This window comes from Pseudomonas sp. NPDC098747, from assembly GCF_044760045.1.
Classification (GTDB): domain Bacteria; phylum Pseudomonadota; class Gammaproteobacteria; order Pseudomonadales; family Pseudomonadaceae; genus Aquipseudomonas.
The window spans coordinates 183,638-207,186 of the sequence record NZ_JBIWAL010000005.1 but is presented as its reverse complement, the minus strand read 5'-3'; the positions used below and the strand labels follow the sequence as shown (position 1 = coordinate 207,186).

Annotated in this window: 22 protein-coding genes; 9 read left to right on the top strand and 13 right to left on the bottom strand. The window is 59.7% G+C overall.

The window, feature by feature from the left end; genetic code table 11:
* Positions 1-8: 8 nt before the first annotated feature.
* From ACIQVE_RS05250 to ribBA, 4 genes are all read right to left on the bottom strand, one after another.
* Complete coding sequence (locus ACIQVE_RS05250; protein ID WP_402805205.1) at positions 9-848, bottom strand: ABC transporter permease; 840 nt, start codon at positions 846-848, stop codon at positions 9-11.
* A 6-nt stretch (positions 849-854) separates the two neighbouring features.
* Positions 855-1,793: an ABC transporter permease gene (locus tag ACIQVE_RS05245; RefSeq protein ID WP_402805221.1), complete on the bottom strand. Its 939-nt coding sequence runs from the start codon at positions 1,791-1,793 to the stop codon at positions 855-857.
* Entirely contained in the window at positions 1,790-2,815 is a 1,026-nt protein-coding gene (locus tag ACIQVE_RS05240; RefSeq protein WP_402805203.1) for an ABC transporter substrate-binding protein, read from the bottom strand. Before ACIQVE_RS05240 ends, ACIQVE_RS05245 begins: the two co-directional genes overlap by 4 nt.
* Positions 2,816-3,048: 233 nt before the next feature.
* A complete protein-coding gene (ribBA, locus tag ACIQVE_RS05235; RefSeq protein WP_402805200.1) occupies positions 3,049-4,158 on the bottom strand; it encodes a bifunctional 3,4-dihydroxy-2-butanone-4-phosphate synthase/GTP cyclohydrolase II in 1,110 nt (369 codons plus the stop codon).
* 69 nt (positions 4,159-4,227) lie between these two features.
* Between ribBA and ACIQVE_RS05230 the strand changes: the two genes are divergently transcribed.
* Complete coding sequence (locus ACIQVE_RS05230; RefSeq protein WP_402805198.1) at positions 4,228-4,524, top strand: DUF1330 domain-containing protein; 297 nt, start codon at positions 4,228-4,230, stop codon at positions 4,522-4,524.
* Between the two features lie 123 nt (positions 4,525-4,647).
* Here ACIQVE_RS05230 and ACIQVE_RS05225 read toward each other — a convergent pair whose 3' ends face one another.
* The 7 genes from ACIQVE_RS05225 to ACIQVE_RS05195 all read right to left on the bottom strand — a co-directional run bounded on the left by ACIQVE_RS05225 (position 4,648) and on the right by ACIQVE_RS05195 (position 10,073).
* Positions 4,648-5,211: an NUDIX hydrolase gene (locus ACIQVE_RS05225; protein WP_150592145.1), complete on the bottom strand. Its 564-nt coding sequence runs from the start codon at positions 5,209-5,211 to the stop codon at positions 4,648-4,650.
* Between the two features lies 1 nt (position 5,212).
* The gene (locus ACIQVE_RS05220) at positions 5,213-5,977 is read right to left on the bottom strand and encodes a GntR family transcriptional regulator (protein WP_402805195.1); all 765 of its coding nucleotides are present in this window, start codon (positions 5,975-5,977) and stop codon (positions 5,213-5,215) included.
* A gap of 58 nt (positions 5,978-6,035) precedes the next feature.
* Positions 6,036-6,425, bottom strand: coding sequence for a carboxymuconolactone decarboxylase family protein (locus ACIQVE_RS05215; protein ID WP_027613073.1), 390 nt, complete (start codon positions 6,423-6,425; stop codon positions 6,036-6,038).
* 216 nt (positions 6,426-6,641) lie between these two features.
* The gene (locus tag ACIQVE_RS05210; protein ID WP_402805191.1) at positions 6,642-7,127 is read right to left on the bottom strand and encodes a flavin reductase family protein; all 486 of its coding nucleotides are present in this window, start codon (positions 7,125-7,127) and stop codon (positions 6,642-6,644) included.
* A gap of 12 nt (positions 7,128-7,139) precedes the next feature.
* The gene (locus ACIQVE_RS05205) at positions 7,140-8,621 is read right to left on the bottom strand and encodes an aldehyde dehydrogenase (protein ID WP_402805188.1); all 1,482 of its coding nucleotides are present in this window, start codon (positions 8,619-8,621) and stop codon (positions 7,140-7,142) included.
* Positions 8,618-9,451: an alpha/beta fold hydrolase gene (locus tag ACIQVE_RS05200; protein ID WP_402805186.1), complete on the bottom strand. Its 834-nt coding sequence runs from the start codon at positions 9,449-9,451 to the stop codon at positions 8,618-8,620. The genes ACIQVE_RS05205 and ACIQVE_RS05200 overlap by 4 nt, the downstream gene beginning before the upstream one ends.
* A gap of 22 nt (positions 9,452-9,473) precedes the next feature.
* Positions 9,474-10,073 carry an amino acid synthesis family protein gene (locus tag ACIQVE_RS05195; protein ID WP_402805183.1) on the bottom strand — a complete coding sequence of 200 codons (600 nt, stop codon included), beginning with the start codon at positions 10,071-10,073 and terminating at the stop codon, positions 9,474-9,476.
* Between the two features lie 462 nt (positions 10,074-10,535).
* Here ACIQVE_RS05195 and ACIQVE_RS05190 point away from each other — a divergent pair, with 462 nt between their 5' ends.
* Entirely contained in the window at positions 10,536-11,579 is a 1,044-nt protein-coding gene (locus ACIQVE_RS05190; RefSeq protein ID WP_402805180.1) for a WD40/YVTN/BNR-like repeat-containing protein, read from the top strand.
* Positions 11,576-13,960 carry an RND family transporter gene (locus ACIQVE_RS05185; RefSeq protein WP_402805178.1) on the top strand — a complete coding sequence of 795 codons (2,385 nt, stop codon included), beginning with the start codon at positions 11,576-11,578 and terminating at the stop codon, positions 13,958-13,960. Before ACIQVE_RS05190 ends, ACIQVE_RS05185 begins: the two co-directional genes overlap by 4 nt.
* A gap of 570 nt (positions 13,961-14,530) precedes the next feature.
* Here ACIQVE_RS05185 and ACIQVE_RS05180 read toward each other — a convergent pair.
* Both ACIQVE_RS05180 and ACIQVE_RS05175 read right to left on the bottom strand, forming a co-directional pair.
* Positions 14,531-15,250 carry a FadR/GntR family transcriptional regulator gene (locus ACIQVE_RS05180; protein WP_402805176.1) on the bottom strand — a complete coding sequence of 240 codons (720 nt, stop codon included), beginning with the start codon at positions 15,248-15,250 and terminating at the stop codon, positions 14,531-14,533.
* Between the two features lie 186 nt (positions 15,251-15,436).
* Positions 15,437-17,173, bottom strand: a complete 1,737-nt coding sequence (locus ACIQVE_RS05175) for an IlvD/Edd family dehydratase (protein ID WP_402805174.1) — start codon at positions 17,171-17,173, stop codon at positions 15,437-15,439.
* A gap of 193 nt (positions 17,174-17,366) precedes the next feature.
* Here ACIQVE_RS05175 and ACIQVE_RS05170 point away from each other — a divergent pair, with 193 nt between their 5' ends.
* From ACIQVE_RS05170 to ACIQVE_RS05145, 6 genes are all read left to right on the top strand, one after another.
* A complete protein-coding gene (locus ACIQVE_RS05170; RefSeq protein WP_402805171.1) occupies positions 17,367-18,689 on the top strand; it encodes an MFS transporter in 1,323 nt (440 codons plus the stop codon).
* Between the two features lie 144 nt (positions 18,690-18,833).
* The gene (araD1, locus tag ACIQVE_RS05165) at positions 18,834-19,826 is read left to right on the top strand and encodes an AraD1 family protein (protein WP_402805169.1); all 993 of its coding nucleotides are present in this window, start codon (positions 18,834-18,836) and stop codon (positions 19,824-19,826) included.
* Positions 19,827-19,835: 9 nt separating this feature from the next.
* Entirely contained in the window at positions 19,836-21,416 is a 1,581-nt protein-coding gene (locus ACIQVE_RS05160) for an aldehyde dehydrogenase (NADP(+)) (RefSeq protein WP_402805166.1), read from the top strand.
* A 166-nt stretch (positions 21,417-21,582) separates the two neighbouring features.
* Complete coding sequence (locus ACIQVE_RS05155; RefSeq protein ID WP_402805163.1) at positions 21,583-21,894, top strand: DUF5629 family protein; 312 nt, start codon at positions 21,583-21,585, stop codon at positions 21,892-21,894.
* Positions 21,881-23,056 (top strand): lactonase family protein, encoded by a 1,176-nt coding sequence (locus ACIQVE_RS05150; protein WP_402805160.1) that lies wholly within the window; start codon positions 21,881-21,883, stop codon positions 23,054-23,056. Before ACIQVE_RS05155 ends, ACIQVE_RS05150 begins: the two co-directional genes overlap by 14 nt.
* Before the next feature lie 156 nt (positions 23,057-23,212).
* On the top strand, positions 23,213-23,392 hold the full coding sequence (locus tag ACIQVE_RS05145; RefSeq protein WP_402805158.1) for a hypothetical protein: 180 nt from the start codon (positions 23,213-23,215) through the stop codon (positions 23,390-23,392).
* The last annotated feature ends 157 nt before the right edge of the window (positions 23,393-23,549 follow it).

The window sequence follows — 23,549 nt, the reverse complement described above, 5'->3', positions numbered from 1 at the left end:
AAATATAATCAATACAATAATCTCAAACTACTGTGCGCTAAGGAGCTGATTTCTTTGCGCCTGAGCATGGATGCGGCGATCACCATGACCAATACCGACAGGCCGATCAGCAGCGTCGAAGCGACGGCGATCACCGGAGTCAGGTCTTGACGCAGGGTGGTCCACATTTTCACGGGACGGGTTTGCAGGGTCGGGCTGGCCATCATCACGCTGAGCACCACTTCGTCCCACGAAACCAGGAAGGCGAAGAGGGCGCCGGCGACCATGCCCGGACGAATCGCCGGGAACGTCACCTTGAACACCGCTTGCAGGCGTGAGGCGCCGCAGATCACCGCTGCGTCTTCAATCGACTGATCGAACAGCTTCAGCGAGTTAATGATCGAGATGATGGTGAACGGCAGCGCGACGATCACATGACTGACCACGAAGGCGAACATCGTCCCGGTGTATCCGAGCTTGAGAAACAGCGCGTACACCGCCACGGCAATGATCACCAACGGTACGATCATTGGCAGAGTGAACAGACCGTAGAGCATTTCCCGGCCGGGAAACCGCCCGCGCACCAGCGCGAACGCCGTCGGCAAACCGAGGGCCACGGCGCAGATCGTCGTCAGTACCGCGACCTTGAGGCTGGCCACAGCGGCGTTCATCCAGTCCGGGTTGGAGAAGAACTGGCCGTACCATTTCAGCGTCCAGCCGGGTGGCGGGAACACCAGCCACTGTGATGAACCGAACGACAGCAGGACGATGAAGACGATCGGCAACAGCAGGAACAGGCCGATCAGCCCGGTGGTGGCGTAGAGGCCGAAACGCATGCGGCGGCTCATCGCATTGGGAGTCAGGAGCATGTCGGCTTACCTCGCGTTACTGGCGCCAACCGGGGATTCCGGTTGAAGCTTCAGGTAGAAGTAGAACAGCACCAGCGTGATCGCGATCAGCAACGCGGCGCCGGCACTGGCCAGGCCCCAATTGAGGAACGATTGCACCTGCTGAATGATGAACTCCGGCAGCATCATGTTCTGTGCCCCACCCAGCAGCGCCGGGGTGACGTAGTAACCGAGCGACATCACGAACACCATCAAGCCACCCGAGGCCAGACCCGGCCGGCACAGCGGCAGGAACACCCGAAAGAAGTTGGTCCATGGGCTGGCGCCGCAGATCGAGCCGGCCTGCAGGATCATCGGGTCGATGGCCTGCATGGTCGCCTGCAACGGCAGCACGATGAACGGGATCATGATGTAGCTCATGCCGATCACCACTCCGGTCAGGTTGTGCACCATTTCCAGCGGCTGATCGATGATGCCCATCGCCATCAAGGCCTTGTTGATCACCCCGGAAGCTTGCAGCAGAACCAGCCACGAATAGGTGCGAGCGAGCAGGCTGGTCCACATCGACAGCAGCACGATATTGAGAATCCAGCGACCCCAGCCGCGCGGCACCAAGGTGATCGCCCAGGCCAGCGGAAAGCCCAGCAGCAGACTGAACACGGTCACCAGCCCGGCCACCGAAAAGGTGTTGAGCAACACTCGGGCGTACGCCGAGTTGGCGAACAGCTGTTCATAGTTGCCAAGGCCAGGCACAGGTTCCAGCACGCCGCGCAGCAACAGACCAATCAGCGGCGCGAGAAAGAACAGGCCAAGGAACAGCAGCGCCGGGAGGAGGTTGCCGGCACCGCGCCAGCGTTGCTTGAGGGACTCGACTTGCGGCATCGCAATCGCCTTTTTTCCTTCGGCCGAGCCGGCAGCGCTCCCGGTGGCAGTGGAGGGACGGGACGCAGTGGCCGTCATTTTCATTTGACCAGCCATTCGTTCCACCGTGTCGCGATGGCCGGACCGTTCTTGGCCCAGTACGCGAAATCAAGAGTGATCTGATCCTTAGCGTAGGCAGTCGGCAGGTTGGGAGCCAGCGTCGAATCCAGACGCTCCACACTGTCGAGGTTGACCGGGGCGTAGGCGGTCAGGTTGGAGAAGTCGGCCTGGCCCTTGGCGCTGCTGGCGGCGGCCAAAAACTTCATCGCCGCGTCCTTATTTTTCGAGCCTTTGGGAATGACCAGAATGTCGGCCATGACCAGGTTCTGTTTCCAGCTCACGCCAACCGGGGCGCCGTCTTCTTGCAGGGCGTGGATGCGGCCGTTCCAGAACTGGCCCATGCTCGCTTCACCGGACGCCAGCAGTTGCTGCGACTGCGCGCCGCCACCCCACCAGACGATGTTTTTCTTGATGGTGTCGAGTTTCTTGAAGGCGCGATCCAGATCCAGCGGGTAGAGCTTGTCGGCGGCTACGCCATCGGCGAGCAAGGCCAGTTCGAGCACTCCGGGGCTTGGCCATTTGTAGAGGGCGCGTTTGCCGGGGAAGGTTTTGGTGTCGAACAGGGCGCTCCAGTCCTGCGGCTTGTTGGCACCGAGTTTGCTCTCGTTGTAGCCGAGCACGAAGGAGAAGAAGAACGAGCCGACGCCGTGATCGCTGACAAAACGTGGGTCGATCTTGTCGCGCTGGATGACGTTGAAATCGAGGGGTTCGAGCAGGCCTTCGGCCGCAGCGCGCAGGGCAAAATCGGCTTCGACATCGACCACGTCCCATTGCACGTTGCCGCTTTCAACCATGGCCTTGAGTTTGCCGTAGTCGGTCGGGCCATCCTGCACAACGGTGATGCCGCTGGCCTTGCTGAACGGATCCGCCCAGGCCTGTTTTTGCGCCTCCTGGGTGCTTCCGCCCCAACTGACAAAATTCACGCTCTCGGCGGCCATTGCAGCCTGGCCGGTGACGCTGAGCAGTCCCGCAAAGAAGATTGCGGTTGCAGCTTTGTTCAACACCATTTTCACGCCCTCATTGTTGTGTTTTTGAGCGGGCTTGCGTTATTGCCCGCCTGTCGGGAGCAGTAGATGGACGTCCGTGGGAGTGTCCGGTCTATGGAATATCATATTATGGTATTCCAAGCTTTGTGCAAGCATTTTGCCTGACCGGTTATCTGTTGGATTGGCTTTTCGTGCCCTCCACTCAGGATGGCCATGGATGAAATTGTGGCGAGGGAATCACCAACTTCTGTGGGTTATTGAGTGAACGGGATGCTTTCCACCACCTCCAGGTCATACCCGGTCAACCCCGCATATTTCAGTGGCGGGCCGAGATGCCGCAGTTTGCCAACCCCAAGATTCTGCAGAATCTGCGCGCCAGTCCCGACCTCCGAGTAAATCCGCGATTGCGACCGACTGAACTGCCGTGGCGGTTGCGTCAGTTGCGGCACCCGCTCCAGCAACGCCTGCGACGACTCATGATTGGCCAGCACCACGACAACCCCATGTCCTTCAGCCGCCACCCGTTGCAGCGCCGCCCACAGCGTCCAGTTGCTCGGCCCGCTGTAATCGGCACCGACCAGATCACGCAGCGGATCGATCACATGCACGCGCACCAGCGTCGGTTGCTCGCGGCGCAAATCACCCATGACCATCGCCATGTGCACGCCGCCCTCGATACGGTCTTCAAACGTGATCAGGCGGAATGTGCCATGCACTGTCGGCAGCTCGCGTTCGCCAATGCGTTCGATGGTGTGCTCGGTGCTTAATCGGTAGTGGATCAGGTCGGCGATGGTGCCGATCTTGATCCCGTGCTTGCGTGCAAACACTTCCAGATCCGGGCGGCGGGCCATGGTGCCGTCGTCGTTCATCACTTCGACGATCACCGAGGCAGGAGTAAAACCGGCCAGTCTGGCCAGATCGCAACCGGCCTCGGTGTGGCCAGCGCGGGTCAGCACGCCACCTTCCTTGGCGCGCAGCGGGAAGATGTGGCCGGGCTGCACCAGGTATTCGGCACGGGCGTGTTTGGCCACGGCAGCGGCAACCGTGCAGGCGCGATCCGCCGCAGAAATACCGGTGGTCACGCCAACCGCCGCTTCAATCGACACGGTAAACGCGGTGCTGAACACGCTGCCATTGCTCGGCACCATCTGCTCCAGACCTAGTCGCTTGCAGTGTTCGTCGGTCAACGTCAGGCAGATCAGGCCGCGTGCTTCACGGGCCATGAAGCTGATCGCCTCGGGCGTGCAACAGTCGGCGGCCAGCAACAGGTCGCCTTCGTTTTCGCGGTCTTCGTCGTCGACCAGCAAGACCATTTTGCCGAGGCGATAATCTGCGATGATTTCTTCGATGCTGTTGAAGGCCATGCTGGACTCTCAGTGTTTGTTGGAAATATTATTGGTATACCATAATACATAATAAGCAAAGAGGTCACTATGAAGGCGTACTGGATTGCTCACGTAGACATTGCCGATCCCGACCACTACAGCCAATACACCCAGCGCGCCCCGAAGGCATTCGCGGATTTTGGCGGAAGGTTTCTGGCTCGAGGCGGGCGTAGCGAGGCGATGGAAGGACGCAAGGCGCCGCAGCGCAGCGTAGTGATCGAGTTTGAGAGCTACGAACAAGCGTTGGCGTGCTACCGATCGGCGGAGTATCAAGAGGCGAAAAGTTACCGCGAGGAATGGGCGAAGGCGGAAATCATCATCGTCGAGGGCGTGGCCCCAATTTAAGCAACACCACTAAACCCCTGTGGGAGCGAGCTTGCTCGCGAAGGCGTCGTGTCAGTTGATACACATGTTGAATGTCCCACCGCATTTGCGAGCAAGCTCGCTCCCACGGGGGATAGGCATTTTTTAACGGATAAAGTGGATCTTACCGCTGTCGTCATTACCTACGTAGATGCCATAAACCCCGGCCTGGCGTTCCTCGATATAGCGTTCGAGGATCTGCCGGATCGCCGGGTAATAGATCTGCTCCCACGGAATATCTTCCGGAGCGAAGAATTTATAGTCGAGGGTTTCCGGGCCGAACTGGCCGGTGATCTCCAGCGCAATGGCGCGGAAGATGATGTACACCTCGCTGATCTTCGGCACGCTGAAAATCGAGTAGGGCGAGAGGATTTCCGCGCGCACGCCGCTTTCTTCCCAGACTTCACGCAACGCGGCTTGCTCGGTGGTCTCTCCGCTTTCCATGAAACCGGCGGGCAGCGTCCAGGTGCCCGGGCGCGGGGGAATCGCCCGTTGGCACAAGAGGTATTTGCCGTCCTGCTCAATGATGCAGCCGGCAATGATCTTCGGATTGACGTAGTGGATGAAGCCGCAACCGCGGCACATCAGGCGCTCGTGCGTATCGCCCGGCGGTACCTGCTGACCGAGGTCAGGGCCACCGCACTTTGGGCAAAAGCTCGGGCTGAACATGTCAGTGACCTATGCGTGGTTCTTTAAGCGGGATGGGCAGGGTGATCGGTGGCGTGCCTTTGACGGCGACACCGGTTTCTTCCTGCTTGCGCTTGAGGTAGTCCAGAGCAACGGCAGCGGCAGCGCGAACGTGATCGACGCAAGCCTGATGCGCCAGCAGCGGATCGCCGCTCTTGATTGCTTCGACCATTTTTTCCATTTCCTGATTGCTCGCGCCGCGACGGTTTTCCTGAGATACCGACGTCGCGCGCAGGTAGCTGATGCGTGCCTGCAACTGACGCAATTGCGTGGCCGCGACATGGTTGCCCGAGCCTTCTAGCAGCACGTCGTAGAAACCCTGCACCGAGTCGATCACTTGTTGCAGTTCGCCGTCCTTGAGCGCCTTGCGGTTCTCATCGAGGGCTTTTTCCAGGGCTTTGATGTCCTTGGCTTTGGCGCGCAGGGTGAACAGCTGCACGATCAAGCCTTCAAGCACGCAACGCAGTTCGTAGATATCGACGGCATCGGCGAGGGTGATGATGGCGACGCGCGGGCCTTTGGCATCGGCGAATTCCACCAGGCCTTCGGATTCGAGGTGACGCAAGGCTTCGCGCACCGACGTGCGGCTGACGCCCAGGCGATCGCACAGATCGCGTTCGACCAGACGGTCTCCCGGCAGAAGCTGGAAGTTCATGATGGCGCTTCGCAGTTTATCCAGCACGATTTCGCGCAGGGTGATGGGGTTGCGATTGACCTTGAAGCTGTCGTCGAGTGGCAGGCGTTTCATGGGGTCCGCTCTTTATGTTGGCTGTCCATGCCAGACGGGCATCAAAACAACCGAGGGGTTAACTTGAGGCCTCGGCGTCGGCTTCGGCGAAGGCTTCACGGGCCAGCCGGAAACTGTCCACGGCCGCCGGGACGCCGCAATAAATGCCGACTTGAAGCAGAATTTCGCGTATTTGCTCACGACTCAGGCCGTTACGCAAGGCGCCACGCACATGCAGCTTGAGTTCGTGCGGGCGGTTGAGCGCCGAGATCATCGCCAGGTTGATCATGCTGCGTTCCTTGAGCGATAAGCCCTCGCGACCCCAGACATGGCCCCAGCAGTATTCGGTGACCATTTCCTGCAAGGGGCGGGTGAAGTCGTCGGCGTTGTCGATGGACCGCTGGACGTAGGCTTCGCCCAATACCTGAGTGCGGATCTTCAAGCCTTTTTCGTATTTCTCATTACTCATCATTCCTCCTCACACCACAGTCGCCCCTGTTGGAATGGGCTCTGTGGTGAGGGGATTTATCCCCGACGGGGTGCGAAGCACCCCCATAACCAGCAACCGCGATTTGCCAGACATACCGCGTGCAATGGTTTTACGACTGCTGCGCAGCCGGTCGGGGATAAATCCCCTCACCACAAGGAATCAGTCAAACATTGGGATTTGTGTGAATTTTGTAGTTCAGGTCAGGGTAGGCAGGGCGCCCAACTTGCCCTTGTGATAGATCATCGGCGTCACCGGTTGCGCCGGCAGGATCAGATTCTTCACCGCGCCAACGATGATCGCGTGATCGCCACCATCGTATTCACGCCACAACTCACACTCGATGATCGCCGTAGCCTTGGCCAAAATCGGGTTGCCCAGTTCGCTTAAATGCCACTCGATGCCTTTGGCCTTGTCCTTGCCTTTTCCGGCAAAAGCGTAGGCCTCGGCGGTCTGCTCGGCGGAGAGCAGATGAATGGCGAAGCGCTTGCTGTCGCGCAAAATCGGGTAGGTGTCGGAGGCGTAGTTGGGGCAGAACAGCACCAGCGCCGGGTCAATCGACAGCGCACTGAAAGCGCTGGCGGTGATGCCGACGATGCCGCCGTCCGGGTCGACGGTGGTGACCACCGTGACGCCGGACGGGAACGAGCTCATCACGTCTTTATAAATGCCGGGTTCGATCATGTCGCAGGACTCCTAGCGCATCACAAACGGATCAGGCATTGGCGCCTGAGAGAGATTGATCCACACCGTTTTCAGTTCGGTGTAGGCCAGCACCGAATCGATGCCGCTTTCGCGTCCATAGCCACTGTTCTTGAAGCCGCCGATCGGTGCCATTGCCGATACCGCGCGGTAGGTGTTGACCCAGATGATCCCCGAGCGCACGTCCCGGGCCAGCCGATGGGCGCGGCCCAAGTCGCGAGTCCAGATGCCGGCGGCGAGGCCGAACTGTGAGTCGTTGGCAATCGCTAGCGCTTGCGCTTCATCTTTGAAGCGAATGACCGACGCCACAGGGCCGAAGACTTCTTCCTGCATGATCTTCATTGAATTGCTGTCGCACTCGAACAGCGTCGGTTCGTAGAACCAGCCGTCACCGAGACCCGTAGGGCGCTTGCCACCAGTACGCAAAATCGCACCTTCGGCGATGGCATCAGCGACCAGACCTTCAACCACTGCGAGCTGCTGCGCGGTGGCCATCGGGCCCATTTCGCTGCTGTCTTCCTGTGGGTTGCCGATGCGGATGCGTTGGGCGCGCTCGACCAGTCTGTTGACGAATTCATCGTAGATTTCGTCCTGCACCAACAGTCGCGAACCGGACACACAACTCTGACCGGACGCCGCGTAGATCCCGGCAATCGCGCCGTTGATCGCGCTGTCCAGATCGGCGTCGGCGAAGATGATGTTCGGCGACTTGCCGCCCAGTTCCAGTGACAGCTTGGCAAAGTTCTCGGCGCTGCTGCGCACCACATGCCGCGCCGTGGCCGCGCCGCCGGTGAAGGCGATCTTGCGGATCAGCGGGTGACGGGTGAGGGCGGCGCCGGTGCTCGGACCGTAACCGGTGACGACGTTGACCACGCCCGGCGGGATCCCGGCTTCGAGGGCCAGACGCGCCAACTCTAGAATGGTCGCCGACGCGTGTTCGGACGGCTTGATCACAATGGTGTTGCCGGCGGCGAGGGCCGGGGCCAGTTTGATTGCGGTCAGGTACAGCGGGCTGTTCCAAGGAATGATCGCGGCGACCACACCCATCGCTTCGTGCACCGTGTAGGCAAACAGGTCTGGCTTATCCAGCGGCAGGGTGCCGCCTTCGAGCTTGTCGGCCAGGCCTGCGGTGTAGTGGAAAAACTCTGGCAGATAACTGACCTGACCACGGGTTTCGCGGATCAGTTTGCCGTTGTCGCGGCTTTCCAGTTGCGCCAGGTGTTCCTTGTTTTCGGCAATCAAGTCACCGAGGCGACGCAGCAATTTGCCGCGCGCGGTGGCGGTCAGTCCACGCCACGCTGGGCTGTCGAAAGCGCTTTGCGCGGATTGCACGGCGCGCTCGACATCCGCTTCATCGGCGTCGGGCAGTTCGGCCCAGGCTTGTGCGGTGGCCGGGTTGAGGCTTTCGAAAGTCTTGCCGGAGAGGGCGTCGACCCATTCTCCGGCGATGCACATCTGGAAGCGTGCGAGCGTCATGCAACGATCCCCTTTATTTGATTTTGTCGGGAGTGTGCGAATTCGAGAAATTCCAGCAGTGTCTGGTTAACCAGACGCGGCGACTCTACCGGCATCATATGCCGTTGCTCAGGCAGCACGGCAACCTTCGCCCCGGGAATGTGCCGGGCCAGTTGCTCGGCCATTTCCGGGGTCGAACCCGGGTCGAGTTCACCGGTGGCGATCAGCGTCGGTGCCTGAATGCTGCCCAGGTCTTCGGCGCGATACATGTCTTGTGTGGCGAACAGCTCGTAAGTGGTCAGGTAACCCTGCGGATCGTTGTTCGCCAAGGTTTGACGCAACGCGGCGATCTGCGCCGGGTTGGCCGCTTGATATTCACGGCTGAACCAGCGCGACAGGGCTGCTTCGGCATTGGCATCCGGGCCGTGTTCGGCGGCTTGCGCAGTGCGCGCGATGACGCCGGCACGCTGTTCTTCGCTGCGGTTGAACACACTGTTGAGCACCACCAGGCTTTGCAGGCGCTGCGGGTAATGCAGGGCAAACGCCCGCGCCACCAGACCACCCATGGAGAAACCGATCACCGCTGCCTGAGGCAAGTTCAGGTGATCGAGCAGCTCCAGCAACTGGTCGGCGTAACCGAGCAGGTTGGTGCCACTGGCCGGTCGCGGACTGGCGCCGTGGCCGAGCATGTCGTAGGCGATCACCTGATATTGGCTGGCGAGGCCGACAATCTGGCCGCCCCACATTTCTTTGTTCAGGCCCACGCCGTGGATCAAAACCACGGGCTGGCCTTGGCCGGTCGCCAGGTAACTGGTGCCAGCAGGGGTGAGTTCAGCGATGAGCCGAATCATGGAGCGCTCCTGCAATACCTTTTTATTGTGATGACTGGGCTTTTTCGGCGGCCAGTTCTTCCAGATCGATGTAGCGGTTGCCGATGCGCGGGTGCAGGCGGCCACCGTCCGCACAACCCAGCACGACGACGATTTCGTCGGCACGCGGCGCGTCTTCGATCTGCATTTCCAGGGTGATGTAGTGCGAACGCTGGCCTTCGTCGTCCTTGTGCATCATCGGGATCTGAATCGAGGTGCCCGGGCCGCCGCGCTTGTTGGTGAAGCTCAGGTAGCTCTTGGCCTGGACCGCTTCGCGGTAGTGGTTGCCGAAGCGCAGGGTGTGGATCACGGCGGAGGCGTGTTCGATCTCGCCATCAGCGCCGACCACTGCCGCTTTACCGTAAGCCTCGATTTTGTCAGCGCCGCCAATGATGCCGACCAGACGCTCAACCATCAGCGCGCCGAGGTCGGAGCAGTTGGCGCGGATCTGCGGCTTGAGGTCTTCAACAAAGCCGTTGCCCACCCAAGGGTTTTTCATCACCACGGCGAGGCCGACCATGGTCACTGGTTTGTCGGTGGCTTTGCCGCCTTCGATGAAGGTTTCTTCGACATAGCTGACGATCTTGCGAATTTCGAAACTCATGGGCTGCTCCGTTGAGGGATTGAGAGTGTCTGTGCGTCTGATGGTATACCATAATACCTGTCGTGCAAGTCCCCCACACGAGTTTTGAATCATCCATCCGGCGAATGGCCGTGCATTCAGCCACTGCGGCAAATCCCCATTACGCCACCGACCCCTGTGGGAGCGAGCTTGCTCGCGAAAGCGGCGGTTCAGCCAATAAAGAAGGTGGCTGATCCGGCGCCTTCGCGAGCAAGCTCGCTCCCACAATGGAATTTACATGCAGTACGGGTTCCCCAGCGGTTAACAAAAGATAACGTGGCGCCGATTGTCAGACGTTTCCAAAGCCCGATAGGATGAGCCAGCTTCCGAAGGGGCTCTGGATTGCGGGTTTCAGGACTATGCTTCTGACCAGCGATCGCTCGAACACCCTTGCGGCGCCCTTGAAGGCCAAATGGCCTAACAATAATAAATAGGGGAAAGTCTATGAGTCGTTGCCGCCCGCCGGCGTTACGCAACACCGCGTTGCTGGCCACAGCACTCTCTCTGCTGGGCTTTGCCATGTTGTCGGCACCTGTGACTGCCGCCCAGGCCCCAGCCGATGTGGTCTATGCCACCGCATCCGCCAAGGCTACAAAAAGCCTCATTCTTGACGTCGTCCACGCCGGAGCCCGGTTGGTGGCGGTCGGGGATCGCGGGCACATTCTCTATTCCGATGACCAAGGCAAGACCTGGACTCAGGCCAAGGTGCCGAGTCGTCAATTGCTGACCGCCGTGTACTTCGTCGACGACAAGCACGGCTGGGCGGTCGGACACGACGCGCAGATCCTTGCCAGCGAGGACGGCGGTCTGACCTGGACCAAACAATTCGAAGACCTCAAACGTGAATCGCCGCTGCTCGACGTCTGGTTCAAGGACGCCAACAGCGGCTTCGCCGTGGGCGCTTATGGCGCGCTGCTGGAAACCACCGATGGCGGCAAGAACTGGGAAGACGTCAGCGATCGCCTCGACAACGAAGACCAGTTCCACCTCAACGCCGTGGCCGCAGTGAAGGACGCCGGGCTGTTTATTGTCGGTGAGTCGGGCAGCATGTTCCGCTCCGCCGACTGGGGCCTGACCTGGGAAAAACTCGAAGGCCCGTACGAAGGCTCGTTGTTCGGCGTGATCGGCACGGCGCAGGCGCAGACGCTGCTGGCTTACGGCTTGCGTGGCAACCTCTACCGCTCCAGCGATTTCGGCAGCACCTGGGAGCAGGTCGAATTGAAGGCCGCGCGTGGTTCGCTGGAATTCGGTCTGTCCGGCGCGACCTTGCTCGACGACGGCTCCATCGTCATCGTCGGCAACGGCGGTTCGGTGATCAGCAGCAGCGACAACGGCGAAACGTTCAGTGTGTTCAACCGCGCGGACCGCATTTCCCTGTCGTCGGTCACTGCCGCTGGCAACGGCAACCTGATTCTGAGCGGGCAGGGCGGCGTCCACATCACGCTGCCGAACGGCGCCGAGATCAATAATAAGAAGGCGGGGCTATGACTTCCTTGAACACTCATAACCAGGACAAGGCGACGTTCCTCGAACGCCTGATTTTCAACAACCGCCCGGCAGTGATCCTGATCTGCCTGGTGGTGAGCATTTTCCTGTTCTGGCAGGCCACGTTGATCCGGCCTTCCACCAGTTTCGAAAAAATGATCCCGCTGCAGCATCCGTTCATCGAGAAGATGATGGAACACCGCAACGATCTGGCGAACCTGGGCAACACCGTGCGGATTTCGGTGGAAGCTACCGATGGCGACATCTTCTCCAAGGAGTACATGGAGACGCTGCGCCAGATCAACGACGAGGTGTTCTACATCTCCGGCGTTGACCGCTCCGGCCTGAAGTCGCTGTGGAGCCCGAGCGTACGCTGGACCGAAGTGACCGAAGAGGGTTTCGCCGGCGGTGAAGTGATTCCGCAGAGCTACAACGGCTCGCAGGACAGCCTCGATCTGCTGCGCAACAACGTGCTCAAGTCCGGTCAGGTCGGCCGTCTGGTGGCCAACGACTTCAAGTCGAGCATCGTCGACATTCCGTTGCTGGAGTCCTATCCGGACCCGCAGGATCAGGGCAAGTTGCTGGCGCTGGATTACCGCAAGTTCTCCCATGAGCTCGAAGACAAGATCCGCAACAAGTTCGAAGCGCAGAACCCGAACATCAAGATCCACATCGTCGGTTTCGCCAAGAAGGTCGGCGACCTGATCGACGGTCTGGTGATGGTGGTGCTGTTCTTTGGCATCGCCTTCGTCATTACCCTGATCCTGCTGTTGTGGTTCACCAACTGCGTGCGCAGCACCATCGCGGTGTTGAGCACGACGCTGGTGGCGGTGGTCTGGCAACTCGGTTTGATGCACTTCTTCGGCTTCGGGCTCGATCCGTATTCGATGCTGGTGCCGTTCCTGATTTTCGCCATCGGCATCTCGCATGGCGTACAGAAGATCAACGGTATTGCTCTGCAATCCAGTGAGGCGGACAACGCGCTGACCGCTGCGCGACGCACGTTCCGGCAGCTGTTCCTGCCGGGGATGATCGCGATTCTCGCGGATGCGGTGGGTTTCATCACGCTGCTGATCATCGACATCGGCGTGATCCGTGAACTGGCCATCGGCGCGTCCATCGGCGTGGCGGTGATTGTGTTCACTAACCTCATCCTGTTGCCGGTCGCCATTTCGTATGTCGGCATCAGCAAGCGTGCTATCGACAAGAGCAAGAAGGATGCTAACCGCGAACATCCGTTCTGGCGCCTGCTGTCGAACTTCGCCAGCCCGAAAGTTGCACCGATCTCCGTAGCTCTGGCGCTGGTCGCCTTCGGCGGCGGCCTCTGGTACAGCCAGAACCTGAAAATCGGTGACCTCGACCAGGGCGCGCCGGAGTTGCGTCCTGATTCGCGCTACAACAAGGACAACAACTTCATCATCAGCAACTACTCGACCAGTTCCGACGTACTGGTGGTGATGGTCAAGACCAAAGCTGAAGGCTGCTCACGCATTGAAGCCATGGCGCCGATCGATGAACTGATGTGGAAGATGCAGAACACCGAGGGCGTGCAGTCGGCGATCTCGCTGGTGACGGTATCCAAGCAGATGATCAAGGGCATGAACGAGGGCAACCTGAAATGGGAAACCCTGTCGCGCAACCCGGACGTGCTGAACAACTCGATTGCCCGCGCTGATGGCTTGTACAACAACAGTTGCTCACTGGCGCCAGTGCTGGTGTTCCTCAACGATCACAAGGCGGAAACCCTTGATCGTGCGGTGCTTGCGGTGCAGGAGTTCGCCAAGGAGAACAACAAGGACGGTCTGGAATTCATCCTCGCAGCGGGTAACGCCGGCATTGAGGCGGCCACCAACGAAGTCATCAAACAGGCTGAGCTGACCATCCTGATCCTCGTGTACATCTGCGTGGCGGTGATGTGCATGATCACCTTCCGCTCGTGGGCGGCGACCTTGTGCATCGTGCTGCCGCTGGTGCTGACTTCGGTACTCGGCAACGCGCTGATGGCGTTCATGGGCATCGGTGTGAAAGTGGCGACGCTGCCGGTGGTGGCGCTGGGCGTGGGTATCGGCGTCGATTACGGGATCTACATCTACAGCCGTCTGGAAAGTTTCTTGCGTGCTGGTCTGCCGTTGCAGGAAGCCTACTACCAGACCCTGAAATCCACCGGTAAAGCGGTGCTGTTCACCGGTCTGTGCCTGGCCATCGGCGTGTGCACCTGGATCTTCTCGGCGATCAAGTTCCAGGCAGACATGGGCCTGATGCTGACCTTCATGCTGCTGTGGAACATGTTCGGTGCGCTGTGGCTGCTGCCAGCACTGGCGAAGTTCCTGATCAAGCCAGAGAAGCTGGCGGGGCAGAAGGGCAATTCGCTGTTTGCGCATTGATCTGAAGGGCTGAAACGACAAAGCCGCAACCTTAGGGTTGCGGCTTTTTTTGTGGGGCAGGATCAAGAGCCCCTCACCCTAGCCCTCTCCCGGGGGGAGAGGGGACTGACCGAGTTGTGCGGCTAGAGACATCGACCTGAAATACCGAGTCGATTATGGATTCAAAACAAATCGTTCGACCTGAGATGCCCAGTCGATTATGGATTCACAGCAAATCGTTCGACCTGAGATGCCCAGTCGATTATGGATTCACAGCAAATCGTTCGACTTGAGATGCCCAGTCGATTATGGATTCACAGCAAATCGTTCGACTTGAGATGCCCAGTCAATTATGGATTCAAAACAAATCGTTCGACCTGAGATGCCCAGTCGATTATGGATTCACAGCAAATCGTTCGACCTGAGGTGTCCAGTCGATTATGGATTCACAGCAAATCGTTCGACTTGAGGTGTCCAGTCGATTATGGATTCACAGCAAATCGTTCAAGTCGGTGTAGATCTCAAATATCCCCCAATCAGTCCCCTCTACCTCTGGGAGAGGGCTAGGGTGAGGGCAAGCGATCTCAAGCCTTAAGAAAGCTCAGCACCCAACACAACACTCAACGCACTGCGCGCATCATCCAGCTGCACCAACGTCGCATGCCGTGCACCCAACGCGTCCCGATTTTCAATAGCCGTCAAAATCGCCTTATGCCTCGGCAACGCCAGCTCATGCAGATTCGGCCGCTGATTCGAATGCTTCAGCGCCTCGGCAATCGCCACCGACAGCATATTGCACAGGTTCGCCAACAAATCATTGTGCGTCGCATCGGCAATCCGGCTGTGAAAGTCCAGGTCCGGTTGCAGCAGTGCTTCCGGTGTCGGCGCCGCTTCCATGCGTTGATAAGCCTCGCCGATGGCGGCAATGTCGGCAGCGGTCGCGTGTTGGGCGGCGAGGGCGGCAGCGGCGGGTTCGATGATGCTGCGCACGCTGGTCAGCACGTTGAAAAATTCGTTCTGCGGGCTGCTTTGCATCAGCCAGTGCAGCACATCCGGGTCGAGCATGTGCCATTCGCGGCGCGCCTTGACCACCGTGCCGACCCGCGGTTTCGAATACACCAGACCCTTGGCCACCAACACCCGCGTGGCTTCGCGCAATACCGGCCGGCTTACCGCGTACTCCTCGCACAACAACGCTTCGGCGGGCAGTTTGTCATCGGGCAAAAAGCGTCCGGAGACGATCTGCATGCCCAGTTCCTGGACGATGCGCGAGTGCATGCTTTTGCGGTCGGAAGGTTTACGGTAATCCATGGGGAACGGCGCGATCCTGAGCGATGGAGATGCCGCGCATCATAGCAGGCACGGCACATTCTTGAGGTGGGTAAAGACAACTGTGGGAGCGAGCTTGCTCGCGAAGAGGGCGTGTCAGTCGCCATATGCTTGACTGACCCACCGCTTTCGCGAGCAAGCTCGCTCCCACAGGGAGGGGCGGCGTGCTTAATGGGAATGACGCGGCACTTCAGCCCCACGGCAACCCACCAGGAAGTCAAAGTCGCAGCCCTGATCTGCCTGCAACACATGCTCGATGTAGAGCTGACGATAACCGCCCACCAGCAATTGCTGCGGTGGTTGCAGATCGGCCATGCGCGCCGCCAGTTCGGCATCTGGAATGTCCAGATGCAAACGGCCAGTGGCGCAATCCAGCTCAATCCAGTCGCCTTCCTTTACCGTGGCCAACGGCCCACCGGCTGCCGCCTCCGGGGCCACGTGCAAAACCACAGTGCCGTAAGCCGTGCCGCTCATCCGCGCATCGGAAATGCGCACCATGTCGGTCACGCCTTGCGCCAACAGCTTGGCCGGCAGGCCCATGTTGCCGACTTCAGCCATGCCCGGATAACCCTTCGGCCCGCAGTTCTTCATCACCAGAATCGAGTTGGCATCCACATCCAGCTCCGGGTCGTTGATCCGCGCCTTGTACATGTCGAAGTTCTCGAACACCACCGCACGGCCACGATGTTGCATCAGTTCCGCCGTGGCGGCAGAAGGCTTGAGCACCGCACCCAGCGGCGCCAGATTACCGCGCAGCACACAAATGCCGCCGTCAGCACGGATCGGATTGTCGAGCGTGCGGATCACTTCGTCTTCGCCATAAATAGGCGCGTCTTTGGTGTTCTCGCCGATGGACTTGCCGTTGACGGTCAGGGCATTCGGATGCGGAATCAGATTGGCTTCACCGAGACGACGCAGCACCGCTGGCAGGCCGCCGGCGTAGTAGAACTCTTCCATCAGGAAACGCCCGGACGGTTGCAGATCGACGATGGTCGGCATGCCGCGACCGATGCGCGTCCAGTCGTCCAGATCCAGCTCGACGCCAATGCGCCCGGCGATGGCTTTCAAGTGAATCACAGCGTTGGTCGAGCCACCGATGGCGGCGTTGACACGAATGGCGTTTTCGAAGGCTTCCTTGGTCAGGATTTTCGACAGTTTCAGGTCCTCACGAACCATCTCCACCGCACGCATGCCGGACATGTGCGCCAACACATAACGCCGCGCATCGACCGCTGGAATCGCCGCGTTGTGCGGTAGGGAAGTGCCCAGTGCTTCGGCCATGCACGCCATGGTCGACGCGGTGCCCATGGTGTTGCAGGTGCCCGCCGAACGCGACATGCCGCCCTCGGCCGCGAGGAAATCATCAATGGTGATGGTGCCAGCCTTGACCTGTTCGCTGAGCTGCCAGACCACGGTGCCGGAACCGATGTCCTTGCCCTTGTGCTTGCCGTTGAGCATCGGCCCGCCGGTGACGACGATGGCCGGCACGTCACAACTGGCCGCACCCATCAACAGCGCCGGAGTGGTTTTGTCGCAACCAGTCAGCAGCACCACGCCGTCGATCGGGTTGCCGCGAATCGCTTCTTCAACGTCCATGCTCGCCAGGTTGCGGGTGAGCATGGCGGTCGGGCGCAGGTTGGATTCACCGTTGGAGAACACCGGGAACTCCACCGGGAAGCCACCGGCCTCGATCACCCCGCGTTTGACGTGCTCCGCGATCTGGCGGAAGTGCGCGTTGCATGGGGTCAGTTCCGACCAGGTGTTGCAGATGCCGATGATCGGCTTGCCATGAAACTGGTGGTCGGCGATGCCCTGATTCTTCATCCAGCTGCGGTACATGAAGCCGTTCTTGTCGGCCGTGCCAAACCATTGGGCGGAGCGCAGGGTGGGTTTCTTCTCAGACATGATCGATTCTCTTATTGTATGACTATAGTGTTCCGGCGATGGCCTAACATAAGCGCAAATCTGGTGGTTTGGAAGTGTTGTTGGGTAATTAGTATTACTATATAGTCGTTTTCGACGGAGGGATGGTCTTGGCGGTTTCCCGCGAGAGGCGTCCCCCGAGGTTCTATAAAAACAACAATCGGAGACCGATCTCATGAGCCAGGAACTGCGGCTGATACGGCGCATTACGCTGAAACTGATTCCCTTCCTGATCCTGCTGTACCTGATCGCCTATGTGGATCGCTCCGCCGTCGGCTTTGCCAAGCTGCACATGGGCGCCGACATCGGCATCGGCGATGCGGCCTATGGTCTGGGCGCCGGGCTGTTCTTCATCGGTTATTTCCTTTTCGAAATCCCCAGCAACCTGATGCTCGAACGCTTCGGCGCACGGCGTTGGTTCGCGCGAATCATGATCACTTGGGGCGCGATCACCATCGGCATGGCCTTCGTCCAAGGGCCGCACAGCTTCTATGTGATGCGCTTTTTGCTCGGTGCGGCAGAGGCGGGGTTCTTTCCCGGCGTTCTCTACTACATCACCCAATGGTTCCCGGTGCGCCATCGCGGCAAGATCCTCGGGCTGTTCATCCTTTCGCAACCCATCGCCATGATGATCACCGGCCCCGTGTCCGGCGGTTTGCTGGGCATGGACGGCATTCTCGGTCTGCACGGCTGGCAGTGGCTGTTCATCGTCATCGGCACCCCGGCGATTCTGCTGACCTGGCCGGTGCTGCGCTGGTTGCCTGACGGCCCGCAACAGGTGAAATGGATGGATCAGGCCGAGAAAGACTGGCTGACCGGCGAGCTGAAAAAGGATTTGCAGGCTTACGGCCAAACCCGTCACGGCAATCCATTGCATGCGCTGAAAGACAAACGTGTGTTGCTGCTGGCGCTGTTCTATCTGCCGGTGACCCTGAGCATCTACGGCCTCGGTTTGTGGCTGCCGACGTTGATCAAACAGTTCGGCGGCAGCGATCTGACGACCGGTTTCGTGTCGTCGGTGCCGTACATCTTCGGCATCATCGGCCTGCTGATCATCCCGCGCAGTTCCGACCGTATGAATGACCGCTACGGGCATTTGGCGGTGCTATATGTGCTGGGCGCGATTGGTTTGTTCCTCAGTGCCTGGCTGACGTTGCCGGTGGCGCAACTGGCAGCGCTGTGTCTGGTGGCGTTTGCGCTGTTTTCCTGCACGGCGGTGTTCTGGACGTTGCCGGGGCGCTTCTTTGCTGGCGCGAGTGCGGCGGCGGGGATCGCGTTGATCAACTCGGTGGGCAACCTCGGCGGTTACATCGGGCCGTTCGTGATTGGGGCGCTGAAAGAGCACACCGGCAGTCTGGCTTCGGGGTTGTACTTCCTGTCGGGGGTGATGGTGTTTGGCTTGATTCTGACCGGGGTCGTCTACCGCGTGCTGGAGCGTAAGCACGTGCTGCCGGCTGATCAATTTGCAGCGAGTGCACGCGGTGCGACCAGAACCTAAAGTCTGGCGCTGGCCCTTGTGGGAGCGAGCTTGCTCGCGAAGAGGCCGGCACATTGAAAATTACTGGTGACTGACACACCGTCTTCGCGAGCAAGCTCGCTCCCACAGGGATTCGCGGTGTTTTTGAAGGAATAGGAGAAAAACATGCATCTGGTTCAATTCGAATTAACTAACGGCGAACGCCGCGTCGGCGTGGTCGAAAGCGGTCTGGTGCGCGAAGTCCAGGACGCCCGCAGCGTGCGCGACCTGGCCCTGGCCGCTATCGAAGCCGGCGGCACTCTGGAGCAGCAAGTAAAAACCCTCGGCCTGGGTACCAGTCACGACTATGCGCAGTTGCTCAAAGAGCTGCGCATCCTGCCGCCGCTCGATCACCCGGACCCGGCGCACATGCTGGTCAGCGGCACCGGTCTGACGCATCTGGGCAGCGCCTCGGCCCGCGACAAGATGCACCAGCAGGCCGGTGACGAAACGACGATGACCGACACCATGAAAATCTTCAAATGGGGCGTCGAGGGTGGCAAACCGGCGGCGGGGCAGGCCGGTGTTCAGCCGGAATGGTTCTACAAGGGCGACGGCAGCATCGTCGTGCGTCCGGGCGAAGCGTTCCCGTTGCCACCGTTTGCCGAAGACGCCGGTGAAGAGCCAGAGATGGCCGGCCTCTACATCATCGGCCACGACGGCAAACCGTATCGCCTGGGGTTCGCGGTCGGCAACGAGTTCTCCGACCACGTCATGGAGCGCAAGAATTACCTGTACCTGGCCCACTCTAAATTGCGCAGTTGCAGTTATGGCCCGGAACTTCGCGTCGGTGAACTACCCCAACACCTTGCAGGCACCAGCCGCATCCTGCGTGACGGCGAAGTGCTGTGGCAGAACGAGTTCCTCAGTGGCGAGGCCAACATGTGCCACAGCCTGGCGAACCTTGAATACCACCACTTCAAGTACAGCCAGTTCCTGCGACCGGGCGACGTCCACATTCACTTTTTCGGCACCGCGACCCTGTCGTTCGCCGATGGCATTCGCACCCAACCGGGTGACGTCTTCGAAATCAGCCAGGCCGAATTCGGCGCACCGCTGATCAATGGCATCGCCCCGGTTCAAGCGGTTTTCGAACCGGACAGCATCGGCACCCTTTAAGGAGATCCCATGACTCAGATTCTCGGTCACAACTACATCGGCGGTCAGCGCAGCGCTGCCGGCAACGTCAAACTGCAAAGCGTCGACGCAACGACGGGCGAGCAACTGCCGCACGATTTCATCCAGGCTACGGCCGAAGAAGTCGACGCCGCCGCGAAAGCCGCCGCTGCCGCGTACCCAGCGTATCGCAGCCTCAGCGCTGAGCGACGTGCGCAATTTCTCGATGCCATCGCCGATGAACTGGATGCGCTCGGTGACGATTTCGTCGCCGTGGTTTGCCGCGAAACCGCGTTGCCGGCCGGCCGCATTCAGGGCGAACGCGGTCGCACCAGCGGTCAGATGCGTTTGTTCGCCAAGGTGCTGCGCCGTGGTGATTTTTACGGGGCGCGGATCGATCTGCCGTTGCCAGATCGCCAGCCAATGCCGCGTCCGGATCTGCGTCAGTACCGCATCGGCCTCGGCCCGGTCGCCGTGTTCGGCGCGAGCAACTTTCCACTGGCATTTTCGACTGCTGGTGGCGACACCGCATCGGCGCTGGCTGCCGGTTGCCCGGTAGTGTTCAAGGCCCACAGCGGTCACATGGCCACGGCCGAGCTGGTGGCTGATGCACTGATTCGTGCAGCGGAAAAAACCAGCATGCCCGCTGGCGTGTTCAACATGATTTACGGCGCTGGCGTCGGCGAGTGGCTGGTCAAGCATCCGGCGATTCAGGCTGTGGGTTTCACCGGTTCGCTCAAGGGCGGACGTGCGTTGTGCGACATGGCTGCGGCACGCCCGCAACCGATCCCGGTGTTTGCCGAGATGTCGAGCATCAACCCGGTAATCGTCTTGCCGCAAGCGCTGGCCGCTCGCTCGGAAAGCGTCGCTCGCGACCTCACCGCGTCGGTCGTGCAGGGCTGCGGTCAGTTCTGTACCAATCCGGGTTTGGTCATCGGCATTCGTTCGCCGCAGTTCAGCGCATTCGTGCAACAGGTCGCGGGGCTGATCGGCGACCAACCGGCGCAAACCATGCTCAATGCCGGCACCCTTGGCAGTTACGGTAACGGCTTGCAGAAGCTTCTCGCGCACCAAGGCATCGAACATCTGGCGGGTAACCCGCAGCAGGGCAATCAGGCGCAGCCGCAGTTGTTCAAGGCTGATGTCAGTCTGTTGATCAACGGCGATGAAGTGCTGCAGGAAGAGGTGTTCGGCCCGACCACGGTGATCGTCGAAGTGGCTGATCAGGCGCAACTCAGCGCCGCGTTGAATGGCCTGCACGGGCAGCTCACCGCGACGATCATCGGTGAGCCGGCGGACTTCAATCAGTTCGCGGAACTCACGCCACTGCTGGAACAGAAGGTCGGGCGGATCCTGCTCAACGGTTATCCGACCGGTGTTGAGGTGTGTGATTCGATGGTCCATGGCGGGCCGTATCCGGCGACGTCCGATGCCCGTGGCACTTCGGTCGGCACGCTGGCCATCGACCGTTTCCTGCGTCCGGTGTGCTTCCAGAACTACCCGGACAACTTGCTGCCGGAACCGCTGAAAAACGCCAACCCGTTGCGCATCCAGCGCCTGGTGGACGGCAAGCCATCGCGCGAAGCATTGTAAGGCAACAACGCATTACCTGTGGGAGCTGGCTTGCCAGCGATGGCGGCGTCACATCCAGCATTGATGTGACTGAAAGATTGCTATCGCTGGCAAGCCAGCTCCCACAGGGTTCAGCATCAACAATAAGCTATCATTCGCTCTTTCCCCCCTACAAAGACTGTTCACCATGACTGCCCAAACCCTTCTCAACGCCCTCGAACACTGCGGTATGGTCGAAATCGACGGCCTGCACGCCTTCGAATTCGCCCTCGATGAAGACGACAATCTGCACATCGAATGCATCGATGGCCGAGCGGCCAAGCATTGGGAGTTCACGCCGGCGCAGGTCGCTGCAGCCACCTTCGATGATTCTCTGCAGAGCTGGTTGATCGTTGGTTATTTCAATGAAACCAAGGCTGTCGGCGAACACCGCCTGGTCTGCCACGGCGACGTAGTCAGCAGCAGCGACGACGAGGATGAAGTTGATGACAATGCGTAAATTCTGGCCGCTGCTGATGGCCGGCAGCGTCGGTGCGATGGGCCTTTCCAGCGCATCCGCCGAAAACTTCCAGTTGCTGGTCGGCTCCTACACCGCCGGCACCAGCCAGGGCATCTATCGGATGAGTTTCGATAGCGCCACCGGCCAGATTGACGCCAAACCACTGCAAGTGGTCAAAAGCGAAAACCCGTCGTGGCTGACCCTGTCCAAAGATCAAAAACGTCTGTTCGTGGTCAACGAAAACGGTCCGGGCCAGACCGATCCAGTCGGCCGCGTCAGTAGCTATGCGATCGATCCGAAAACCCAAAGCCTGAGCTTGATCAATCAGGTGCAGAGCCTGGGCAACGAACCGACTCATTCAAGCCTGAGCGGTGACGCCAGCCATCTGTTCGTCAGCAACTATTCGGTGATGGAAGATCCGGGCGGCACCCTCGCGGTGTTGGCGGTGGGTACAGATGGCAAGCTCAAACCCGTGGTGCAGATGAGCGCGCACCCGGCGAGCCGGGTCAATCCCAAGCGTCAGGCGTCGAATCACGTGCACTCGACGGTTTCCTCGCCGGATGGCCGCTACGTGTTCTCCAATGATCTGGGCGCGGACAAGGTATTCATCTACCAATTCGACCCGAAGGCTAACCCGGATCTGCCGCTGACCCCGGCAAAAACCGCCTCGGTGGCCATGCCTGCTGGGAGCGGTCCGCGTCACTTGCTGTTTAGTGCTGATGGCAAACACGCCTGGCTGACCATGGAAATGAGTGCGCAAGTCGCCGTGTTCGATTACCACGACGGCGTGCTGACTCAGACACAACTGATCGATCTGGCGGCTGGCCAGCCGACGTCGGACAAGGCTGGTGCTGCGTTGCACGCGTCGGCGGACGGCAAGTTCCTCTACGTCAGCAACCGTGGCACCGCCAATCAGTTGCTGGTGTTCGCCATCGATCCGGCGAACGGCCAGCTCAAAGAACTGCAAAAACGCTCGGTGGAAGGTGATCACCCGCGCGAATTCAGCCTCGACCCGAGTGGCAAATTCCTGCTGATTGCCAACCAGAAGAGCAACGAGATTGTCGTCGTCGAACGCGATGGCAAGACCGGTCTGCTCGGCAAAACCGTGCAGAAACTGCCGATGGACGCGCCCAGCGACCTGAAGTTTGTAGTGCGACAATAAGCCACAGGCCCCGGTTCACGGGGCCTGTCTCTTTGTATTAATCGCGCTGATAACGGTTACTGTTACAAAGCATTTCAAGCGATAGACCCTCGAGCGTTAAGTTTGCTCCACAGCCCAACCGGGCAAGCAAGCCAACCGAACACGAGGGTTACCGCCATGAACTTCAATCTTTTCTCCGTCATCGCCGCTTCCGCCATCTCCGCCACCGTGGTTCTGCCAGCGAGTGCCAACGTCGAAATCAACAGCAAAAAATCCCACGCCCAGAGCTACACCCAGAAATATCTGCAACAGAGCGCCAACTTCTACGCTGCGCTGGATCACAAAGCCCAATACTGAACGAACACAGAAAACTCCACTGGAGCTGCCGAAGCCTGCCATCTCTTGATCTTGTTTTTTAAAAGCAAAATCAAAAGATCGCAGCCTTCGGCAGCTCCTTTTCGTGTGCGTTTGATCGCTTGATAGGTTTTATCCAACGCCGAAATAGACTGGCTTA

Coding starts and splice junctions, on each gene's coding strand:
- ACIQVE_RS05250 (WP_402805205.1), bottom strand. CDS start 848: ATGCTCCTGACTCCCAATGCGATGAGCCGCCGCATGCGTTTCGGCCTC.
- ACIQVE_RS05245 (WP_402805221.1), bottom strand. CDS start 1,793: ATGAAAATGACGGCCACTGCGTCCCGTCCCTCCACTGCCACCGGGAGC.
- ACIQVE_RS05240 (WP_402805203.1), bottom strand. CDS start 2,815: ATGGTGTTGAACAAAGCTGCAACCGCAATCTTCTTTGCGGGACTGCTC.
- ribBA (WP_402805200.1), bottom strand. CDS start 4,158: ATGGCCTTCAACAGCATCGAAGAAATCATCGCAGATTATCGCCTCGGC.
- ACIQVE_RS05230 (WP_402805198.1), top strand. CDS start 4,228: ATGAAGGCGTACTGGATTGCTCACGTAGACATTGCCGATCCCGACCAC.
- ACIQVE_RS05225 (WP_150592145.1), bottom strand. CDS start 5,211: ATGTTCAGCCCGAGCTTTTGCCCAAAGTGCGGTGGCCCTGACCTCGGT.
- ACIQVE_RS05220 (WP_402805195.1), bottom strand. CDS start 5,977: ATGAAACGCCTGCCACTCGACGACAGCTTCAAGGTCAATCGCAACCCC.
- ACIQVE_RS05215 (WP_027613073.1), bottom strand. CDS start 6,425: ATGAGTAATGAGAAATACGAAAAAGGCTTGAAGATCCGCACTCAGGTA.
- ACIQVE_RS05210 (WP_402805191.1), bottom strand. CDS start 7,127: ATGATCGAACCCGGCATTTATAAAGACGTGATGAGCTCGTTCCCGTCC.
- ACIQVE_RS05205 (WP_402805188.1), bottom strand. CDS start 8,621: ATGACGCTCGCACGCTTCCAGATGTGCATCGCCGGAGAATGGGTCGAC.
- ACIQVE_RS05200 (WP_402805186.1), bottom strand. CDS start 9,451: ATGATTCGGCTCATCGCTGAACTCACCCCTGCTGGCACCAGTTACCTG.
- ACIQVE_RS05195 (WP_402805183.1), bottom strand. CDS start 10,073: ATGAGTTTCGAAATTCGCAAGATCGTCAGCTATGTCGAAGAAACCTTC.
- ACIQVE_RS05190 (WP_402805180.1), top strand. CDS start 10,536: ATGAGTCGTTGCCGCCCGCCGGCGTTACGCAACACCGCGTTGCTGGCC.
- ACIQVE_RS05185 (WP_402805178.1), top strand. CDS start 11,576: ATGACTTCCTTGAACACTCATAACCAGGACAAGGCGACGTTCCTCGAA.
- ACIQVE_RS05180 (WP_402805176.1), bottom strand. CDS start 15,250: ATGGATTACCGTAAACCTTCCGACCGCAAAAGCATGCACTCGCGCATC.
- ACIQVE_RS05175 (WP_402805174.1), bottom strand. CDS start 17,173: ATGTCTGAGAAGAAACCCACCCTGCGCTCCGCCCAATGGTTTGGCACG.
- ACIQVE_RS05170 (WP_402805171.1), top strand. CDS start 17,367: ATGAGCCAGGAACTGCGGCTGATACGGCGCATTACGCTGAAACTGATT.
- araD1 (WP_402805169.1), top strand. CDS start 18,834: ATGCATCTGGTTCAATTCGAATTAACTAACGGCGAACGCCGCGTCGGC.
- ACIQVE_RS05160 (WP_402805166.1), top strand. CDS start 19,836: ATGACTCAGATTCTCGGTCACAACTACATCGGCGGTCAGCGCAGCGCT.
- ACIQVE_RS05155 (WP_402805163.1), top strand. CDS start 21,583: ATGACTGCCCAAACCCTTCTCAACGCCCTCGAACACTGCGGTATGGTC.
- ACIQVE_RS05150 (WP_402805160.1), top strand. CDS start 21,881: ATGACAATGCGTAAATTCTGGCCGCTGCTGATGGCCGGCAGCGTCGGT.
- ACIQVE_RS05145 (WP_402805158.1), top strand. CDS start 23,213: ATGAACTTCAATCTTTTCTCCGTCATCGCCGCTTCCGCCATCTCCGCC.